General features: G+C 34.3%; 15 protein-coding genes. 4 read left to right on the forward strand and 11 right to left on the reverse strand.

The annotated features are described in order from the left end of the window. Window position 1: 1 nt before the first annotated feature. The 10 genes from JF75_RS09680 to JF75_RS09720 form a co-directional block, all read right to left on the reverse strand. Window positions 2-1,903: a glycoside hydrolase family 125 protein gene (locus tag JF75_RS09680; protein ID WP_141639335.1), complete on the reverse strand. Its 1,902-nt coding sequence runs from the start codon at window positions 1,901-1,903 to the stop codon at window positions 2-4. Between the two features lie 274 nt (window positions 1,904-2,177). After that, window positions 2,178-2,666, reverse strand: coding sequence for a PTS sugar transporter subunit IIB (locus JF75_RS09685; RefSeq protein WP_046332834.1), 489 nt, complete (start codon window positions 2,664-2,666; stop codon window positions 2,178-2,180). A gap of 68 nt (window positions 2,667-2,734) precedes the next feature. Then, entirely contained in the window at window positions 2,735-5,401 is a 2,667-nt protein-coding gene (locus JF75_RS09690) for a sigma 54-interacting transcriptional regulator (RefSeq protein WP_046332835.1), read from the reverse strand. Between the two features lie 225 nt (window positions 5,402-5,626). After that, complete coding sequence (locus JF75_RS09695; RefSeq protein ID WP_046332836.1) at window positions 5,627-6,601, reverse strand: serine hydrolase domain-containing protein; 975 nt, start codon at window positions 6,599-6,601, stop codon at window positions 5,627-5,629. Then, on the reverse strand, window positions 6,601-7,908 hold the full coding sequence (gene dltD, locus JF75_RS09700) for a D-alanyl-lipoteichoic acid biosynthesis protein DltD (protein ID WP_046332837.1): 1,308 nt from the start codon (window positions 7,906-7,908) through the stop codon (window positions 6,601-6,603). Before dltD ends, JF75_RS09695 begins: the two co-directional genes overlap by 1 nt. Then, window positions 7,901-8,140 carry a D-alanine--poly(phosphoribitol) ligase subunit DltC gene (dltC, locus tag JF75_RS09705; RefSeq protein ID WP_038524744.1) on the reverse strand — a complete coding sequence of 80 codons (240 nt, stop codon included), beginning with the start codon at window positions 8,138-8,140 and terminating at the stop codon, window positions 7,901-7,903. The genes dltD and dltC overlap by 8 nt, the downstream gene beginning before the upstream one ends. Before the next feature lie 28 nt (window positions 8,141-8,168). Beyond that, entirely contained in the window at window positions 8,169-9,413 is a 1,245-nt protein-coding gene (dltB, locus tag JF75_RS09710; protein ID WP_046332838.1) for a D-alanyl-lipoteichoic acid biosynthesis protein DltB, read from the reverse strand. Continuing rightward, on the reverse strand, window positions 9,413-10,927 hold the full coding sequence (gene dltA / locus JF75_RS09715) for a D-alanine--poly(phosphoribitol) ligase subunit DltA (RefSeq protein ID WP_046332839.1): 1,515 nt from the start codon (window positions 10,925-10,927) through the stop codon (window positions 9,413-9,415). Before dltA ends, dltB begins: the two co-directional genes overlap by 1 nt. Window positions 10,928-10,942: 15 nt before the next feature. Further along, the gene (locus tag JF75_RS10460; RefSeq protein ID WP_084605792.1) at window positions 10,943-11,095 is read right to left on the reverse strand and encodes a teichoic acid D-Ala incorporation-associated protein DltX; all 153 of its coding nucleotides are present in this window, start codon (window positions 11,093-11,095) and stop codon (window positions 10,943-10,945) included. Window positions 11,096-11,208: 113 nt separating this feature from the next. Then, the gene (locus JF75_RS09720) at window positions 11,209-11,526 is read right to left on the reverse strand and encodes a hypothetical protein (RefSeq protein WP_046332840.1); all 318 of its coding nucleotides are present in this window, start codon (window positions 11,524-11,526) and stop codon (window positions 11,209-11,211) included. Between the two features lie 559 nt (window positions 11,527-12,085). Between JF75_RS09720 and cbpB the strand changes: the two genes are divergently transcribed. From cbpB to JF75_RS09735, 3 genes are all read left to right on the forward strand, one after another. Further along, on the forward strand, window positions 12,086-12,571 hold the full coding sequence (gene cbpB, locus JF75_RS09725) for a cyclic-di-AMP-binding protein CbpB (protein WP_046332841.1): 486 nt from the start codon (window positions 12,086-12,088) through the stop codon (window positions 12,569-12,571). A gap of 284 nt (window positions 12,572-12,855) precedes the next feature. Continuing rightward, window positions 12,856-13,428, forward strand: coding sequence for a hypothetical protein (locus tag JF75_RS09730; RefSeq protein ID WP_046332842.1), 573 nt, complete (start codon window positions 12,856-12,858; stop codon window positions 13,426-13,428). A 185-nt stretch (window positions 13,429-13,613) separates the two neighbouring features. Beyond that, window positions 13,614-15,482: a heavy metal translocating P-type ATPase gene (locus JF75_RS09735; RefSeq protein WP_046332843.1), complete on the forward strand. Its 1,869-nt coding sequence runs from the start codon at window positions 13,614-13,616 to the stop codon at window positions 15,480-15,482. 70 nt (window positions 15,483-15,552) lie between these two features. On the opposite strand, the gene JF75_RS09740 is transcribed toward JF75_RS09735, so the two are convergent. Continuing rightward, window positions 15,553-16,230 (reverse strand): CPBP family intramembrane glutamic endopeptidase, encoded by a 678-nt coding sequence (locus JF75_RS09740; RefSeq protein WP_046332844.1) that lies wholly within the window; start codon window positions 16,228-16,230, stop codon window positions 15,553-15,555. Window positions 16,231-16,461: 231 nt separating this feature from the next. Between JF75_RS09740 and JF75_RS09745 the strand changes: the two genes are divergently transcribed. Next, the gene (locus JF75_RS09745; protein WP_379859269.1) at window positions 16,462-17,553 is read left to right on the forward strand and encodes a YdcF family protein; all 1,092 of its coding nucleotides are present in this window, start codon (window positions 16,462-16,464) and stop codon (window positions 17,551-17,553) included. Window positions 17,554-17,616 lie beyond the last annotated feature (63 nt).

The following is a 17,616-nucleotide window of genomic DNA, read 5'->3' on the forward strand; positions in this document are numbered from 1 at the left end:
ACTACTTCTCACTTCTTTTGAAACTCACAGTTTTTTTATCTTTTAATTGCAACAAATATTGCTCACTCTCGTTACATTGACTGATATTTATGTCATGGCCTGAAAGATTTGTAACTATTATTTCGTTATCGTGACAACTAATATTTGCTGTGATATTGCCTATATGGGCATTTTCCCAACAATAATTAAAATGCGACAGTGGCCGAATATTTAAAGTGTTGTTTTTTACTTGTATGCCTAAAAATTGTGTAATAAATAAGCTAACAAATGTTCCAGAAGCCCAGCCACACTTACCACAGCCAATATCTCTATAAACATCCCCAGGTTTGCCATTAATATCATATGGCCACCACCACCATGAACCATCAAGATCAGATAAATGCAGTAATTCGGTCAGTTGCTTTGTTCTTTCTTCTTTATCATTGATAAAACCCATAAGAACAGTGACGAAGCCCGGGAAGGTTGCACCGGACTTATCTCCCCATCGTATTCCTCTAATATTTGCTCCATAGGTTGGATTATAGGTACTTGCAGCAAATTTCATAGAATTTTGATATTTCGGATCTTTCAAATCTAAAAAGCCGTAAAAGGGAATCATCGTAGTGTCTGATTCTTCACCATCATGCATTTTTAAATCTATTTTTTGGTCTTTAATAACGTCAGTCAGAAAAATCATACCTTGATCTAAAATCGGTCTATCATAATTATTGACGTCATAAAATTCTTTTTCTTGATCCCCAATTCCTTCCAAAAACTGTTCGCCAAAATGGCCTTTAAAAGTCATATTTTCCAAAATGGCTTTTTTTACTTTGCAGGCAATTTTTTCATAATAGTTTGCAAGTTCTACTTTTCCTAAACCTTGATAGATTCTTGCCAGTGAATCACATGCCTTCCAAAAGCAGATATTGCTACCAGTATGATATTTACCTAATGAATAAGCATCACTAATCCAAGTAGAGGAAAATAGCATTACATCCCCTGGAACTTTCGTGCTGACTTCCGTATCTATAATTTGGCGAGCTTTTTGTAATATAACTGGATGATTTACAAAAAATGAAAGGTCATTGGTATATTCGTAATAAAGTCCTGCAAGAATAATTGCTGACATAGAATTACTTAAAGAGTGTTCTATCCCACCTTTAAATTTCTTACTTTTGAATCTCACACCGTATTTGGTAAACCATAAAATCTGTTTTCGGCATAATCTAGCATCAAAGAAAATGGAAGGCAGTGTCGAATAAAACATATCCTTGTTCCAAATTTGTTCAGTTGCCGGGGTACTTCCCCAATGACTACCAACACTTTCTCCTTTTTGGTTCTCAGCAAAAGCTGACAGGCTTTGATATATTGCACGATTAAAGAGGTGCGGCAATCTGTTATCTTCCAGTTGCAAATCCCCGTAAATATTCTTATAGTATTCAATTGTATCTTTTAGCCATTTAACTGTATCGGCTTTTTCAAAGATATTGATTTCACTGTGAGCATTGGGATCAATTAATCCGATAGAAAAAGTTTTGTATTCATGCGGCTTAACAATTTCGTTAACCAAATTGGCCTGAGCCACAATGACATTAAACTGATCTGAATACTTTTTTTGATATTTCGGTACTTCAAACCGATTAATAGTTAAGTTGTGATCGGTTAAGTTTTCAATATATATCTGATATACGAGCATGCTAGGCTTTTTATCCTTTAGAATTGGACAAAAAGGTATTAAAACAATGTTATATTCCTGATACTTATGAATAAACCTTGGTAAAGAATCTGCAATTAAGTCCGTATCAAAATCATGATTTTGGTCAGTAAATTTAATATGTTTTCCGTTTATGGTAACTGCAAAATGTAAATTCTTTGATGTAGTATATTGCTTATGAACCCACACTCCTGGTTTTTGTTCTACCAAAAAGTTTCCTTGAAAAAAATTTAACTGTTTTATCTCTCCATATACATCTATATTTCCTAAAGCTTTTTGATTTGAAACGTCATAAGAGAAAGAACTTATTCTTTCATTCAAATTATTCTTAAAATAACTAAAATTGTTAGTTGTTTTAAATTTTTTATTTATAAAACTAATATTAAAATTGGGATCAATAGTTTTATTAATTATGCTTGAGTACATTTTCATCTATCACTACTTTCTTAATTAATTTAACTAATTAGCAAATTCAACTATTATTTCACAACCTTTCATCTTTTATTTTTGCAGTAATATCTTTAGGTTTATCTGCGGGAACATATTGAACAGAAATCGCCACACCTTTTTGTGCTAATTTCTGGTAAATTTCAAGTTCCTCCTTTGTTGCAAATACTCGGCTAGAAAGCCGGACAGCATCTTTTCTTATAATCGTTGAGCCAATGGTCAGCGAATGAATTTTTATCCCCTTATTTATGAGGTGTAAAATTATATCTGGCTTTTTAACAATTACAAATACTTTCTCACGATTATATTGTCCATTAGTAAAGTTATTTAATGCAGTTTGTTCACAAATAATAGAAACAGCCATATGTACTGGACGAGCCAAGCGCATACTGGCTTTCGCTATATCATCAGACGCAATTTCATTGTCTATTACCATTACTCGGTTAGCACTAGAAATGGGCGCCCACTGTGTGACAATTATTCCATGAAGCAATCTATTATCAATTCTCGCCATTACAACAGTCATAAGAAACCTCCAAAGACGTTACATTTTTATATAAGCAAAAATTGTGCCAAAAAAAGAAGCTTGTTGGATCAAGCTTCTTTGATGTAGTCATAGACATATTTTACTTCTATTTCCGGTATTTCGACACTATAATACTGTTCAACGACAGTAAATGAATTCTTAAATGCTTTATAAAAATTTTTAAACTTATTACTACTTGTTTTACTTAAATTTATTTCATCTGCCATCCCTTTTTGCATGACCAGTCTTTCAATTAAACAACAAATATGAATATACAGTCCAAAGCAGGTGTTGTTTTTTAAAGAAAGATTTAGTTTCGTTTGTAAAATATATATCGCATCCGTCACTTGTTCTAATAATTTCGTCGGATTCAAAATTGTTAGTTGGTCCGTTAAGTTAGTAAGACTAAAGTTCTTTAAAATATTATTATTAATTATCTCAAGTTGCTTCTGATCAAAATAAACAGCCAATTTATTAGTTATTTTTTTAACATTTATACCTAAAATCAAGTCCTCTATTGAAAAGAAAGTTACCCCTTTAACTTGGGGATCCAGTGTCCCTACTATAAACAAAATATTGTAGTTTTTTCGTAATTCTGAAATGTAATTCTCTTTAGCAATGGAATAGTAATCAAAGGAATCTATTACTATTTTAGAATTCTTAGGAAAACTTTTTACCATGATTTGTTTTAATTTCGTGGCTGTCCCTAATCCGCTTTCACAAGTACAAACAATCATATCTTGTTTTTTAACAGATTTTTGAAAGAACACATCGATTGTTTGATTTTTCTTCACATTCTGTACAATCGAAGCTGTATCAACTTTAAGTTTTATCTGATTTGCAACATCTAGAGCTATTCCTGTAGATACATTAGTTATTAATGCAAAATTTTTGTTATTGCTTATTTCCAGTTGTGATGATATCTTTTCAAGCGACCCCATATCAACTAAAAGCAGCAAATCAGCAAAACTCTTTCTTTTATTCAAATAATTATTGACCCGCAGGGCAATTTCTTTACTAGTAACGTCCAGTGGCATATCGATGGCATCAAAAATATAATCACCAACCATAGTATTAACTGTTTGTGCAATTGAAGAAGCGGTATTAGCACCATGAGCAACAATCAGCGATAATCTTTTTTGAGACTTATGTTCTTCAACCATCAACTTGAACAATATTATAAATAATAATTCTTCGCCTTCATTTGACGTTAAATCAACTTCATTTTTGAATTCTCTTACTAAGCCAACTTCATATCCTAAATACTTGTTAACATCATTTTTAAAATTGGACCACTTCTGAAAATCAACTTCCTTAAAATCATAATGGTAGTTATTTTTATCAAATAAATATAAGATAATTTTGTAAAAAAATGTATCAACACTAATCTTGTAGTCATCTTCAATATGCCTAGTAAACTGTTGAAATTTAAGTCCAAAAAAGCTATTTAATGTTTCACTATCAGAAATGGAAATATTAATAAACCGCTTTTTAAAATACTTCTGATAACAGTCAAAAAGTTTTTCGCTGGGTTTTTTCTTTATATCTATTGTGTATAAATCTGTAATTATATGTTCTATTGAATTTTTTTGATCATTTTTGGTTAAGTTACTTACTGCAATAAAACGAGAATTATTAGTGTTTTTTAATTCTTTATAATTTTCAAAACCGACTTTTTCAGGCAACTCCATTAATGTAATTTTTAATTTATTTTCTTCAACTTGTTGTATTAAAGCATTTGCACAAGAAAGCTGAATTACGTTTTTTAAATCTCCTACATTACCCTTAAAAGTATAATGTATTAAAAAACTAACTAAATTATTTGTAATATAAATTTCTTTACCTACTTTTTTTTGCTCATTTTTTAAGAAGAACTGGATCAGTTCTTTCTTTTCCTGTTCACTCCTTTTATTAAAAGCCGGTAGAAAAACCTTCACAGGAATTCTACGCAATAATGTTGGTAAAATTTTCTTTTCAGGATTTTCCGAAGTAGCAAATACAAACCTACAGTTCGATTTAGACCAATGCTCATTATCACCAAGTCTATGAAAAGTGCCGGTATCCATAAACTGAAAGAGTTTTTCTTGACACTCTTTACTTAATGAGTGAATCTCGTCTAGAAATAAAACCCCACCATCAGCTATTTCTGCTAAGCCTTTATTGTTTTGTGTAGCACCAGTAAAAGCTCCTTTCACATAGCCAAAAAAATTTGATAAAAAGAGTTCCGGATTATTTGAATATTCACTACAATTAACCGAAACAAATCTGGCGGTTTTAGTTATAAACTTCATTTTTTGTAAATGTTTGTATATAACCTGTGCTAAGTAGCTCTTTCCTGTTCCTGTTTCACCAGTTATCAAAATAGGTAAGCCATGAGGGGGATATTGTATAGCTGCTTTAATTTGACTGATTATTTGATATAGACTTCGTTCACTTCCTATAATGGCATCCAATGGACTAACAGAATGACTCGCATTCCACACTCTGGCCGCATGAAGGCTTTTAAATGTTTTAGCATTAATCTCGACTTGCGGTAATTTGAAAAAGAGTACTGGTCTTGAAACTATTTTTCCAAAAACACCTTTTTCCCAATATTCATTTAAATATTGAGATACTAAATTTCTACTACAGTTAAATTGCTCAGCAATTTTTTTTGCATTATTTTGAGGCCACTCTTCATAATTTTCTGTGTTTTTTTCTATCAATATGTATACTTTGTCCCGTAAATTGCTCATATAAAACCCCTATATTTTTATTGCTCATTATAAATGTATTTATCATTATTTTCATGTATACAAAAAGCCTAGTTCCACCAACATCGGAACTAAGCTCACACAGTGTTTGTGTCACCATTACTGACCACATTATAGAAATTTTACATTTTCGCTACCGGAGAAAATGACTACTTCCCTATGGTGACACAACAGAATTTTAGCATGCAATTAACCAAAAAACAAGTTTCAACCAACTATATTTGCACTGTCAGCCTTACGGCCAAGCAGTTCGAGCATGATTTGATTAATTTGACTTTTCAACTGGTTAAATTCACCTTCACGTGTTTTATTAGATTGTATAATCACTATCGTTTTGGCATTATTAGTACTGCGCATGAAGGTATAATAACCCTCTCCTGCACCATTAGCCGTTTTAGTTTTTAATTTTATATTATTATAAAAACCACCATTATAATAAGCCGGTGGCCCAGACTGGTAAAGTAATTTACGGCTCTTTTGGGTTAACAAACTACCAGAAAGCAGGTATCGTATTACTTTCGCTAGGTCATGATTGGACATCACTATTGAACCAGCTCCTAATTCATTACGAGCTCCCCTTAATGCCACCTTATGCTTAACCACGTCATAGCGACCTTGGCGGTAAATCATTCCAGGTACTAAATGACTGGAAATAATTTTACCTGGCTTTGACCATAAGAATTCTGTTTGTCTCAGCTTTAAGGGCTTGATATATGTATCACGGAATAACTGCTCGTAGCTTTGTCCAGTTACTTTACTCATAATGCCGCATAAGTACACATAATTCAGTGAACTATAGTGCCACTTATTTAATAAATCAGGTTCAAAAATAGTTTTAGCTGCATCATGCTGAATATTATCAGAGTCAGAAACAAAATGCTTTCTGCCCAATTTTGCTCCTGGTTTAAGATCAAGACCTGCTGTCATAGCTAAGAGATTTTTAATTTTGACTTTTTGTGCTCCAGAAATTTGCGGATAAAATTTACTCAATTTATCCTGCAGGCTTAACTTGCCTTCCTGCACGAGCCGCATAATAATTGCGGCTGTCATTGATTTCTGTACAGAATTGATTAGATAACTAGTGTCAGTGTTATTGCCTAAAGCATAGTTAAGCATTATTTTGCCATTTTTAATGACTAGGATTGAGCCCTTAATTCCCAGGGCATCAACTTGCTGGCGCACTATTTTTCTTTTAAAGATTCTTTTGAATTGTCATTTAACGGATTTTCATCTGTTAAACTAATCTGATATGGCTTTTTTTGCCATTTTTTACTATAAAAATAGTTATGGATATTATAATTACGTGGCAGATCACCTTGGGCCAAAAATGGCTTGACTGCCTTGTCAACAGCTACCCAGCCGCGCCAACCCAAGTGAATGGTATCTTCCATGAAGTACTGTTCACCGCCGCGTTTGGACAAATCAGTGACATTATCAAAACCTTGACTGGCCAGTTGGTACTTAATCTTAGAAACAGCCTTCTGGTACATGGTTTGTGACAGGCCAGTGTAATTAGACCATTTTTCATTGATCGGCGGGATAATGAACAACACATTGGTATGCTGTTTGGCAAATTGGTGCAACATCAACTCGAAATCGCTATATTCTACCGATTTGGTGTAATTAAAGTGACGTTGACTATCTTCTAATTTAGCTAATAAACGTTTATTCAAACGCCTTTTGTAAAAGCGATTGTTAATACCAAAATTATTAGAATTGGTGTTTATTGCAGCCTGCTCACTTGCTACTTCGTCTAAAGCCTTGACTGAATACCTATTCGGCAATAACTTGGCCTGCTTGTTAATCTTTTTAATGCGATCGCGCAATTGGAAAGTGCTGAAGAATTTATCTTCATTGTTAAGCATGCGCCGCTGATTTTCTAAGTAAAAACGCTGAAACCCAGTTAATTTTTGCCCTCGGGCAATTCTTTTCATACCCAGTTTGATAACACCCTTCACTTCTGGCATCTGCAAGAAACGTTTAGCCGCATAGCGGTTAGTCACCGTGTCTTTTTTAATACCTAAGAGAAAATTACAGGCTTGCAGCGGTGAATAATACAGCGCGAAGGCATCCGGATTTTGACCCTTTTTAGTAAACCATTGCGGTGAAACAATGACTACGGCTTTTTTGCCCTTAAGCTGTTTAGCAGTCCCCTGCATTTCCAAAAAATGTGCTAAGGATTGACTGCCTGGCCCGCCTAATAAAAATGGCCGGTAATTGCGGTGATACTTTTGCGCAATTACACTGGGATGCAATGGATCAAGCCGTGACAATTCACTTGACCCATAAAAAGGCACATAACCATCTTTATAAGCATCTTGTTTCATTAAAGAGCCCTTAAAAATAGTATTAGTTTGCGAATTAGCCGCCTGATAAATGGCATCCTTAGAAAAAGTCCGCTCCCACGGCATTAGAAAGATGACCAGCAGCAAGATAAAAGCGCAAAGAACCGGGCCGAAAATTTGCCACAGCCGGCGTTTGTTATTCATTTTCTAAATTTTCCACCTTTGCCACAATTTTATTGGGCGTATCCCATTCATTTCTGTCAAATTCAGAAACTGGTACATCTATCTGGAATTTTTCCTGCAAATTTAACAGCATTTGGACACTGGCCATTGAATCCATTAGACCGTTGGCAAAAATATTCTCATCCATTCTGTCTGTTAAATCTTCACCAGTTAAATCTTGTAAAATTGCTAAAACTTCTTTTTTGGTATCCATGTTAAAACTCCTTAAATAAAATCATTGCCTATTGCCAGCCAAACCATAACTGACTGAGAAAACCTGAAAAAATCAGGAAACTAAAACAAACTACATTAAAAGTGACAAAAATTGCCAGCCATTTCGTATATTTATTTGATGGCAGCTTATCTTTATGCTTCTTTTTAAACCGCAACCAACAATCATTGATGATGATGGCAAAAGCATGGAACAAGCCATAAACAATATAATACCAGGTCAGCCCATGCCAAAAGCCCATCACTAGGAATAAGAGCAGGTAAGCGGCCTGCGACAGCCTGACCGGATTCTTGAACAGCTTTTTCTTCATTGCAAAGAAGGTGAAGCGCATGTAGATGTAGTCCCGGAACCAGAAGGACAGGGTCATGTGCCAACGGTTCCAGAATTCTTTGATATTTTGCGAAATAAACGGCTTGTTAAAGTTCATTGGGGTGTGAATACCCATAAAGTAGGAAATCGACACTGCAAACAAGGAATAGCCAGCAAAGTCAAAGAATAAATACATGCTGTAGCAGTACATATAGGCTACTACCCACCAGGAAAGTTTTAAACCGCCATTAGCCGTACCTGTTATCATTGCTGCTCGGGTAATTCGAGGCAGCCAGTAGGTACCAAAGAACCAGCCCAGAACAAATTTATATAAGAATCCTTGAAATAAATAGCGGGTTGCCAGCTCTAAATCGTTTAAATATTGCTCACGCTTTGGCACCGTGTCACATTCTTTGGCAAATCTGCGGTAGCGATCAATTGGTCCGGAAGAAATGGTGGGAAAGAATAAGAGAAAGCGCAAATACGTTCCCAGATTAAGTTCTTTAATGGCACCATCGCGGACTTCCATCACGACCTGAACTGTCTTAAAGGTCAGATAAGAAATACCCAAAAAAGCCAACACTCCTGGAATTTTAGCTTGCGGAAAAGCAGTCTGCAGTTTCACTAAAACCAGGGGTACAATTGCCAAAATTACAGCTAGGTAAAAGACCCAGGTTCTATTTTGACTGTTCTTACGACGGCGATAATAAAGATAGCCATAAGTGACCAGCAACTGAAACAAAATATAGATGATTAAACTAACGCCCTGTTGCCATTTTTCACCATCAAAAATGAGGAATAAGAAAACTAGTGAGAATATAACCTCATATATTTTTAAGCGGTGACCCCAATACAGTCCGATGATAATAGGTATTAAGCCAATCATCAAATATACGAAATAATGCGGATTGGAATAAGGCTGCAAGTTAATGAAATTAGTGTTCACTACTCGTTGACCTCCTTAATGACGGCCTTAATATCAACTTTACCATTTTGCGAGACCGGCAATGTTTCACGGTAAACATAGCGCTGTGGAATCATATATGGCATCAGTTCTTTAGCTAAATCTGCTCTGATCATCTTAGTAATCTCTGCTTCAGAATATTGCTCTTTTACCCCATCTTTTAGTTTAATTTCGGCAACAATTTGCTTAACTGTATGATCCTGATTATATTTTGGTGCAGCTACGCCGTGATCAACCAACTTGTTCATACCAATATAGTGGTTGATTTCTTCTAGTTCAATACGATAGCCATTAAACTTGATCTGAAAATCAATTCTGCCGCGGTAAAAGAGCATATCCTGGTCAAAGAATCCTTCATCTCCTGAACGGTGGCTCGGATATTGGTCACCCGGATTTTTAAAGAAAGCCTTGGCCGTTTTTTCCGAATTATTCATATAGCCCTTAGAAGTACTTGGTCCAGAAATAATAATTTCGCCTTCATCAGGCTGGTCACCTTTAGTTTTATCAATAATAATTTTGGTATCTGCTTTAACCTTGCCGATTGGCAAACGATCATATTTCTTTAAGACAGCGTCAGTAATTTCTACCTGAGTAACTGCGACTGTGGTTTCAGTCGGGCCATAAGTATTAAAAATTCGCGCCTGGGGGAATTTCTTTTTTAACATTACCACTTCATTGTGCGGCAATTCTTCACCACAGAACATAAAGTGAGTTAAGTCTGGATGGTGCTTTTCGTCAAAGGTTTTATCTAAAAAACACATTTGGGCAAATGACGGCGTTGAGACCCAGACATTAAATTGTAGTTTAGGCAAAGTCTGGAACAATTGAGCAAAGTTTTGCGTAACTTCATGCGGTAAAGCCACCAACTTTCCTGCCCCGACTAAAGCAGGATAAAGACTCATGACTGAGAGGTCAAATGAATACGGTGCTTGAGACAAAAATGAAGGGTGTTCTGGCAGATCAAAGTCCGTCATTTCCCAGTTAATAAAACTGAGCAGGTTATTATGACTAATTTGCACGCCTTTAGGTTTGCCACTGGTGCCTGAAGTAAAAATGACGTAAAAATTGTCATCACCTTTAACAAAGCTGGCAGGATCAGGTTCAAAATCTCCCTTTTCGACATCGGCAGGATGCACTACTTTAATTGGTGGCAAATCAATTTCAGGCAGTTCATCAATTGCTAAAATTGCTTCAGCATGAGAAACTTCCTGGATCATAACAATTCTTTCAGCATTAGAGTAACTGGCAATGGGAATATAAGCATGTCCAGACTTGACACAACCCAAAAAACTGGCAATCATTTCGAAGTCCTGCCCGCCCCAGATCATTACTGGACTCTGAGGAGAAAGATTTAAACTTACAATTTTATGAGCCCATTCATCTGAGCGCTTTTTTAAATCACCATAAGTATTAGTTTTACCTAAATAGTCATATGCTATGCGTTCAGGTTCTGCTTGAGCAACTGCATCAATTTTTTTAATTACATTTTCAATCATATTATTGTACCAGCTTTAAAATTCATTGTAGATAAAGTGAACAGATGTTAAGCCACTATATTGGTACAAATAAATTAGTACCATTAAAATGACGCAATAGATAATTGTCGTCAAAATAAACTTACCAATACGTTTAGCGTGTGAATCCGTTTTTTCTTTTTTAGTCATAATTTCATATCTTTCTCAATATTAATAAAATGTACTATCGAATATAGTACTACTAAAGATTTGCAACTAAAAAAAACCTTTTAAACTTTTACCAAATTTAAATATTTTCCTTATTATCCGTTATTCAGCTTTCGGCAATCATTATAAGCAAAACAAAGCGGAATTAAAATGATAAATGAACCAAAAAGCACGGTAAGCAGCAGTAAAATAAAAATGTTTGTTGGCTTTAGCCAGCGTTCGCTTTGTGCGGTTGTTAAAATATAAACAGCAAATAAGACTGTAAAAATAAGCTCTCCTAAAAGCGTGTATCCTAAAGCACCTTGACTAAACATCTGATACAGCCAAAGCCAGCCAGATGCTGGCAACAGGCAAAGCCACCCTGAAAAACGAAGCCAAAAAACGATCTTTTTACGATAATCTTGTTTTCCCATTTTTCTCCTTAAATTTCACTTCTTTTAAATAAAGTAAAACTAATTATAACAAGGAGTTTTGTAACAAACAATTTTGTAGTCACTCAAAATTTGCATTTTGAGATTTTCGTCATACTTTTTTCACATTTTATAGTTATACTATAATTGTGATATAGGAAAGATATCCATTTTTCTTATATCACACTCAACTTTTTGTTTTTCATTCATACTCCTCCAAGTATAATAATGAAAAAACCGAAATGACTTTACAGGTCATTTTCATATCTATCCCTTTCGACTCACGTGCGTTACGTGAGTTTTTCTATGCTCTTAAACAGTTCTAAAGAAATTCTTTACACTTTTATAAGAGTTTTTCTACTTTAACTTCATATTTTAGAGATATCATTTTAAATGTAGTAAGCAAATAGCAAACTTACTACATACTCCCACTTTTTTATTTCATTCATTCTTACTCCTTCAAAGTAGATGAAAACTAACAGGCCCGCACAACTTGCGGGCCTTTTTTCTTTGTTATAGTATAAATTTAGCTGCTTATTACTCTATGAAAGGTTTATATCTAATGTTCTCACCCACAATAAAACACTTACTGGAAGAAAAGTCAGGTTCATTCATTATTCCTGCTTCCCGGATCGCCTTTGTTGAAGACGACAATCCTTTATACCATGCTTTTATGATTTTAACTCGGGTTAAATATTCAAAAATTCCAGTTCTTGATCGGCAAAATCGCGTTGTTGGTCTATTAAGTTTAGCAATGATTACAGATAAAATGATGGAAACAGATAGCATTTCACTCGAACCCTTAAACAAGTTGTTAGTGCGAGATGTGATGCAAACCAAATTTGACAAAATAAACTTTGTTCAGACTACACTGGAAACCCAACTTCATTTATTAGTTGACAATGCCTTTTTGCCTGTGGTCGATGATTATGGAGTTTTTCAAGGACTGTTGACCAGGCGTGAATGGATTAAAGCTTTTAATTACATTTCTCATAATTTTGAGAAAGAATATAAAGTTATTCCGATTATCAAAGGTAAGCTGTTATAAAATATACTGGAATTTTATTTTTGTTTATTCCTTTTTAGTGTACTTTATTACAAATTAAGCTATAATAATCATTAATAGGGAAACACCAGTACTTTTATTTGGTAATCCAGCTATTTGGTTAATACAATGTTAAAAATCGATTTTAATTTGATATTTATTTTTTGATATATACATATTTATTAATTATAATCATTTTATTTTATAAAAATAAATAACGTTTTACTAAACTAGTTAACAAGAATTGATGGATATTCCTTAAATAATCAGAAAAGAAGAGCACTATTATGGCAAGTAAAACAATTTCTGCGCAATTGACATTTTTGATAAGCGCAATTATAAAAAATTGGACTTACCCAAATGATCAAGAGCTTTCACTTAAAGAAAAGTCTGAACTAGTATCCCAACTAAAGGAACTGGCACAAAACTCAGATAATATGGAAGAAGCCGCTAAAATCACTGAAGCGTTTTATAAAGACAAAGTTACTAAGCGTTTTAAATCAATGGATTCTAATTTCTCGTGGATTTTTATAATACTGCAACATGAACTAGTATCCGCTACTCGTTTGCATGCCCTGCTTCTCGATCTGGCACATGAAGAAAATTTTTCGGAAAAAGGAATTGCTAAAATTAACCATTATTTTGTTGAAACCGATGATCATGGTGACAATGACAACTTTATTACAATGTCATCTACGGACATAGTAGATTCTTTGGGACGGACTAAAATTTTTCACATTCAACCATCTAAGGCTGAAAATGAGAGCCCCAATATCAAAAATTCTAAATTCGTGCCTAAAACTAAGCCGGTAAAAACTGAACCTCAGTTCAACAAGATTATTAAACTAAAAGATCACTAGGTAAAAGAAGGTAAAAAATGATCTGATCCCCAAATTTGTTCTAATTTTAGGGCTCACATCAGAAATGCCTTCTTTTTTACTGTATTAATTTTTATCTAATTTAGACCTATTCTAAATAAAATTAAGTATTTAGTGTTAAAATAGAAAACATAATAATTAGTTTAATTTACGGGAGGAAGCTATTAATGAGTTTTAAACGCCAATGGAAATTTATTCTTGTATTAGCAATTGGGATAGTAGGGCTTTTTTGCCAATTTGGCTTGAAGACTAAAAGTCTTTTTCAAATAGGAAACTTACAATTTCCTATTCAAGCAGTGTTAATCGACATTGTGGGCATCATGATGGCCATTTCCTTACTTGCTGAAATTGCCAGTGATTTTAAATCCGGACGCTATGGTGTTGATATTTTAGCTGTTATTGCAGTCGTTTCTACTATACTGATTGGTGACATTTGGGCTGAATGGATGATTTTGGTCATGATGACTGGCGGTCAAACATTAGAGGACTATGCCACTGGACAAGCAGATAAAGAGTTACGCTCTCTTTTAAGTAATTCCCCAACTATCGCCAACAAAATTGTGAACAATGAGCTCGTTTCTGTTGACGTTGAACAACTAAAAATTGGTGATCACGTGTTAATTAAACCTGGAGAACAAGTTCCAGTTGATGGCAAAGTAGTTAGTGGTGAATCAAGTTTTGATCAGTCATCACTAACTGGTGAATCTGTTCCAGTTACTAAAAAAGCTGAAGATGAATTAATGTCCGGCTCAATTAATGGCAGCGTAGCAGTAGAAATGGCCGTCACCAAAAAAGCAAGTGACTCTGAATACCAGACAATTGTTTCACTAGTTGAATCATCGCAGGCAAAACCGGCTAAGTTTGTCAAAATGGCTGACCGATACGCTGTACCTTTTACCATTATTTCCCTGGTAATAGGTATTGCTGCCTGGATTCACTCTGGTAACCCAGTTAACTTTGCAGAAGTTATGGTTGTCGCTTCGCCTTGCCCATTGTTAATTGCAGCGCCCGTTGCACTAGTATCCGGCATGAGTTCCATGTCTAAACATCATATTATAGTTAAGTCCGGACCTACTTTAGAAAAACTGGCTACAGCAAAAACTTTTGCTTTTGATAAAACTGGTACTCTAACAGAAAATCAGCTGGTTATTGATGAAATCGTACCTGCTAGCGACAGTAGTTATAGTCCAGCAACCCTGCAAAGTTATGCTACCAGCGTTGAGCAACAGTCAAGCCATATTATTGCCAATTCACTAGTCAATGTAGCTGATAAAAATCTTTTAAAACCGGCAACAAATATCAAAGAATCAACTGGCCAAGGAATTAGCGGTACTGTCGAAGGGCACCTAGTCAAAGTTGGTAAGTTAGACTATGTTAAACCGCAAGAAAAAGCTGCAACAGTTAATGCTACAGCAGTTTATATTTCAATTGACGATAAGTATGCTGGTTATATTACATTTAAAGATCAAGTTCGGCCTGAAAGTGCTGAGACAATTGCACGCTTGAAACGTCAAAGTGGCGCACACATTATGATGTTGACTGGTGACCACAAAGATGTAGCTGATAAAATTGGAGAATCTGTCGGTGTCAACGATATTCGCTATGGTTTGTTGCCTGCTGAGAAGATAGCTGCCATTAAAAATGTACCTCAAGAAAAGCGTCCCGTAGTCATGACTGGTGACGGTATTAATGACGCTCCTAGTTTATCAGCTGCTGATGTTGGTATTGCTATGGGAGTTAAAGGTGCCTCTGCTGCCAGTGAAAGTGCAGATGCGATTATCATGGTTAATGATTTATCTAAAATTAATGATGCCGTGGCAATTTCTAAACATACCATGAAAGTTGCTAATATTGATGTGCTAACCGCTATTACAATTGTAGTTATTATTGAACTGATTGCATTTACTGGTATTATCCCTGCTTTTTGGGGTGCCATTTTGCAAGAAGTTGTTGATATGATTTCGATTAGCCTAGCCCTTTTAGCAAAAACTACTCCTAAAAATCCAGAGCAAACAGGAATTAGTCCTGCAAAATAAGCCAAATTGTTAAAATCTAAAAAAGCCTGATAAATTGACGTTTGCTAAACAACGTAGTTTATCAGGTTTTTTATATGAAACCTAAGGCATTAAAAAGCATATGGGATATAATTGAATAACGCAAATCCTTAGTAGTTGTGTAGACCCAGGCTAATACACAACCTAATGCCCAATAAACCAATATATATTTCGTAAATCCAGGATCATGAACATATCCAAACATAAGTCCACTAAAAAGAATACCTAACCATTTATTTAAATTAGTATTTTTATAAAAGAAAGTGTTAAGGAATAATCCGCGAAAAATAAATTCTTCAAATATTGGACCTATAAATATCACCATTACTGGAAAAAAATTTCCTGCTTGGTGAGAAAATTGATCTAAAAGATTCTGATTAGTTGAAGTCTGCTCCGAATTAAAGCCCAGTGCCAGTTGTATGGTTGCACTGACTATAATCAACATTATTACGCCAAAAAGGGAAAGCAATATCTTCTTAAACTGCCAGTGCGGTCTACTATTATAATTGCGCTCGTTATTATGTCGCAACTGCAGATTATATAAATAAAGCACTATTGATAAGGCTATTATCGTAATTAGCGCAGTTAGAAGTGTAAAGGAAACATTTTCTAAATGCAGTTCTTTACTTAACCTGTAAGGATAAAAATAAAACTGTTGCACTACGCTATAAATTATAAAAGAGACTACTATTGTAATTACATTCCCCAAAAAATAGAAAAATTTCTTCATTCATGCCACCCTTTTCAAACTATAAGTAAAAGCAACTTTAATTAGTTTTTTGTACAAAATATCGTCTTAACCTGGAACAGATCTGATTTCGCTATTAAAGTTCAAATATTTCACTTATGCTGTTCAGCTATTTCCCGGGAAATAACTTTATTATTCTATCATATTTTAATTTACTATGACTTTTTATTCATCTTTATTATAATAGACTTAGTTTTATACTTAAGGTAGGATATTATGATTAGATTTTTTGAAGTATTAAACCAAAACCGTTCGTTTATAATTCTTTCACTTATTATGCTTGCAACTTTTGCAGTTTTTTTAATTTCTTGGCTAAAAGAACCTAGAAGATTGCTTAATGGCATTCTTTTCACTATTTTTTTACTGGCATTTGGTGTTTGGCTGACTGTGATGATTCTTTCTACCAGTTTAAGACCACTCATACTGACATATGAAATTCTGATAGTGCTATTCATAGCAACAATTACTTTGTTAGCAGCTTTTTCGTGGCTATTTTTCTTATGGAATGCCTATATAGTTTGGAAACGTGAAAGTCATACCCTATCAAATTTATTAACTCTATTTATTGGTATTGGCATAATTGTTGTTTGGCTAGTTGCTCTAGTTGGACCTTTTAGAAATTTACCCTCTTGGGTTAGAATTTTATTATATGCACCGACAGCTATTTTGGATTACCTTCTTTTTGTAGCCTATAACTTTTTAGTAAATTTAACTTTTTATCAAATTGTTCCTAGACAATATAACCAAGACTATTTAATTGTTTTAGGAGCTGGACTGGCTCACGGTGAACAAGTTACCCCACTATTAGCCAGTCGTATTAATCGTGCTATTCAATATGCTCAAAAGCAAGTTACTAAGGGACGGAAAATGCCCAAATTAATTATGTCTGGCGGTAAAGGCGGAGATGAGAAAGTTTCAGAAGCTCAAGCAATGACTGAATATGCAATAGCACGTGGTATAGAACCAAAAGACATTTTATTAGAGGATAATTCCAAAAATACCTACCAAAATATGAAATTTTCAGCCGAAGTAGCTGCAAAAGATTTCGGCAGTAAAAATTACAAGGCAAAATTTTTTAGCAATAATTACCATATTTTTAGAGCTTCTCTCTATGCAAAAGCAGCTGGTCTAAATGCAAATGGTGTAGGATGCTATACTCGTCTTTACTTTCTGCCTAATGCAATTGTACGTGAATTCGCTGCAGTTTTACTGTTAAAAAAGAAACGACATCTAATTGCCATATTTTTAATCATTCTTTTCTTTGCTATTTATGCTCTATTTGATTTTACTGGCATTATCCATTAAATAATTTAAATTTTTTGATTAACATATTTTGGCGTTGCTCTTTCATAAATGTTAAACTATCTG

Origin of the sequence: Lactobacillus kimbladii (assembly GCF_000970755.1) — a bacterium.
Classification (GTDB): Bacteria; Bacillota; Bacilli; order Lactobacillales; family Lactobacillaceae; genus Lactobacillus; species Lactobacillus kimbladii.

What these genes read in the sequence shown, in the direction of transcription:
- JF75_RS09735 (WP_046332843.1), top strand. Translation starts at nt 13,614, where the DNA reads ATGAGTTTTAAACGCCAATGGAAATTTATTCTTGTATTAGCAATTGGG.
- JF75_RS09685 (WP_046332834.1), bottom strand. Translation starts at nt 2,666, where the DNA reads ATGACTGTTGTAATGGCGAGAATTGATAATAGATTGCTTCATGGAATA.
- JF75_RS10460 (WP_084605792.1), bottom strand. Translation starts at nt 11,095, where the DNA reads ATGACTAAAAAAGAAAAAACGGATTCACACGCTAAACGTATTGGTAAG.
- JF75_RS09720 (WP_046332840.1), bottom strand. Translation starts at nt 11,526, where the DNA reads ATGGGAAAACAAGATTATCGTAAAAAGATCGTTTTTTGGCTTCGTTTT.
- cbpB (WP_046332841.1), top strand. Translation starts at nt 12,086, where the DNA reads ATGTTCTCACCCACAATAAAACACTTACTGGAAGAAAAGTCAGGTTCA.
- dltA (WP_046332839.1), bottom strand. Translation starts at nt 10,927, where the DNA reads ATGATTGAAAATGTAATTAAAAAAATTGATGCAGTTGCTCAAGCAGAA.
- JF75_RS09690 (WP_046332835.1), bottom strand. Translation starts at nt 5,401, where the DNA reads ATGAGCAATTTACGGGACAAAGTATACATATTGATAGAAAAAAACACA.
- dltC (WP_038524744.1), bottom strand. Translation starts at nt 8,140, where the DNA reads ATGGATACCAAAAAAGAAGTTTTAGCAATTTTACAAGATTTAACTGGT.
- JF75_RS09740 (WP_046332844.1), bottom strand. Translation starts at nt 16,230, where the DNA reads ATGAAGAAATTTTTCTATTTTTTGGGGAATGTAATTACAATAGTAGTC.
- dltD (WP_046332837.1), bottom strand. Translation starts at nt 7,908, where the DNA reads ATGAATAACAAACGCCGGCTGTGGCAAATTTTCGGCCCGGTTCTTTGC.
- JF75_RS09730 (WP_046332842.1), top strand. Translation starts at nt 12,856, where the DNA reads ATGGCAAGTAAAACAATTTCTGCGCAATTGACATTTTTGATAAGCGCA.